A 2,615-nucleotide genomic window follows, 5' to 3' on the forward strand; every position below is an offset into this window, starting at 1 on the left:
GCGGGCGCGGCGGCCCGGGCGGTCACCTCGGCCCGGGCCGGTGACCGGCGGGCGGCCACCAACGAGCGCAGCACCGTGGCCGGTCGCAGCAGCGCCGACGGCGGGCAGAGCAGGTGCTGCATCTCCAACAGCACCTTGTGCACCTCCGGCGAGACGTGACTGGCCAGCATCGCCTCGCGGGCGTACCGGTTGATGAGGTCGGTGCCGAACGGCTTGGGGCCGGTGGTCTCGGGGTAGGCGAAGTCACCACCCGTCGCCATCCGCCATGGCGTCTCCAGCACCTTCGCCGCGGCCCGGTAGTAGTGCCGGGCCATCTCGGCGGAGGCGGCGCCGAACTTGTCGAGGCTGCGGCCGAGCGCGAGCGCCTCCAGGGTGGCGGCGGTCATGCCCTGGCCGTACAGCGGGTTGAAGCTGCAGATGGTGTCGCCGAGGGCGACGTAGCCGACGGGCAGCCGGTCGAGGCGCTCGAAGAAACGGCGGCGGGCGGCCGGGAACTGGCGGGTCTCCGGGTCGCTGAGCGGCTCGGCCCTCTTGATCAGATGAGCGATCGCCGGCGACGGAAGACCCTCGGCGAAGGCGAGGAAGCCGGCCGGGTCAGCCGGGGCGTGGTCCTTGTGCCAGCCGCCGATGGTCACCACCCACCGGTCGCCCTCGACCGCGAAGGCCGCCGCGGCCCGCTTGTGGTGCGGCGGCACCGCCGCCATCAGGGCGAGCAGTGTGCCGTCCGGAAGGTCGCCGGGCTGGCGGCGGTAGATCCGGCTGGTGTAGCCGACGTCGATCCGAACGACCGCGTTCTCCGGAGCCGGGCAGTCGAGCTTCTCCAGCCAGCGGTCGGACCGGCCACCGCTGCGGCCGGTGGCGTCGACCACGAGATCCGCGGCGAGGGTACGGCCGTCGTCCAGCGCCACGCCGGTGACGCGACCGCTGACCCCGGTGAGGTCGGAGACGGCGAGCTGGTCGTGGATGGTCACGTTGGGCATCCGCATGACCCGCCGGCGCACGGTCAGCTCCAGGAAGGCCCGGGTCTGGCTGATCCCCAGCATGCCGCTGCGGAACCGCACCCGCAGCGCGCCCATCTGGTGGAACAGCAGGTCGGCGCCGGGGTCGAAAGGCACCGCCCCACCGGCGATCAGTTCCTCGGTCAGGCCCGGGTACAGCTCGTCGAGGGCGAGCCGGCCGCTGATGAGCAGGGCGTGCGCGTGCATGCCGTGCGGCACGCCGCGGCGGTCCCGCGCCTGGTCGGTCGGGAGGGTGTCCCGGTCGATGACGGTGACGCGGTCGAACCGGCGGGCGAGGGCGGTGGCCGCGGCCATCCCGCCGATGGAGCCACCTACGACGATGGCATGGCTACCGATCATGCTCACGGACTCTCCTCTGGGCTGGCTGTCGCGAAGCGAGACCATCGGGCGGCGCGCAACTCGCCGGCACCGCCGGGTGTGCCGAGTCTGCCGTCGCTGGTCTGGAGGTCTTCTGGTCGATGTCTGCACAGGCTCAGGCGGCACTCTCCTCGTACTGGTGGAGGACCTCCTCGTGGCGCTGGAGGCCGAGCATCCGGCCCAGTGCCGCCATCCGGCTGGCCTGGCTCTCGGCCTCGCTGCACTCGGTGGCGTAGACCCGGACCAGTGTCGGGAACCGGTACAGGCAGCCGGTCACCTCCTCGAGGAGGTGGTGGTCGACGAGGATCTGGAGCTGGTGGTGCGCCTCGACACGGGTCAGCCCGCCGAGCGCGGCCGCCATCGGCGTGGTGACCGCCACGCTGGGGCAGCAGCCGAGCCTCCGGAACAACCGGGCGGCCTCCGGCGGCAGCCCGTGGTAGGAGACGGCCAAGGCGGCGCGGACGTCGGTGATCGAGTCGCCGCGTACCGCGAGGTGGTCCAGCCGGGTGTGCGGCAGCCGGTACCGACGGACCAGCTGGCCGGGGGTGAGGGCGGGCTCGGCGGCCAGCGTCACGGCCGCGATCCGCAGCGCCAAGGGCAGGCGTCCACACAGCTCGGCCAGCTCGGCGACCTCGTCCGGCTGGCCGGCCACCCGGCCGGCGCCGGCCAGGTTGGCGACCAGATCGGTGGCCTCCGCCGTGGACAACGGCCCCAGTGTCAGCCGGTACGCCCCGTCGCGTGCCGCCAGTCCGCGTTGCCGCCGCCGGCTGGTGACCAGGACGCAGGCCGGCCCACCGGGGATGAGCGGACGGACCTGCTCCGGGTCCGCCGCGTCGTCGAGCACCACGAGCATCCGTCGCCCGTGCAGCACGCTGCGGTAGAGCGCGCTGGCCGCGGGGAGGTCGTCGGGGATGCACCGAGGGTCGATGTCGAGGCCCTTCAGCGCGAAGGTGAGGGCGTCCAGCGGAGACAGCGGCGGTCCACCGTCCGGGGCGGCGCCGCGGAGATTGACGAAGAGCTGCCCGTCCGGGAAGCCGCCGGCTATCTCGTGGGCCAGTTCGAGCGCCACCGCGGTCTTGCCGGCACCCGGCCCGCCCTCGATGACGGCAACGGTCGTCGCACCGTGGTGCCGGCGGTCCCGCTCGACCACGTCGTGCAGTTGGGCGAGGTCGGCGTGCCGACCGGCGAAGCCGCGCGGCCGGCAGGGCAGCTGGGCGGGCCGCCGCACGTCGCCGTGCC

Annotated in this window: 1 protein-coding gene and 1 pseudogene; both read right to left on the minus strand. The window is 73.8% G+C overall.

Features of this window, described 5'->3' with window-relative positions; translation table 11 throughout:
* On the minus strand, window positions 1–1,358 hold a 1,358-nt coding region (locus AB0I76_RS27325), incomplete at its 3' end, for an NAD(P)-binding protein (protein WP_357041230.1).
* Window positions 1,359–1,491: 133 nt separating this feature from the next.
* Window positions 1,492–2,615: pseudogene (locus tag AB0I76_RS27330) on the minus strand (transcriptional regulator, SARP family protein); the annotation flags it as partial.

The organism is Micromonospora sp. NPDC049799 (assembly GCF_040656655.1).
Lineage (GTDB): Bacteria > Actinomycetota > Actinomycetes > Mycobacteriales > Micromonosporaceae > Micromonospora.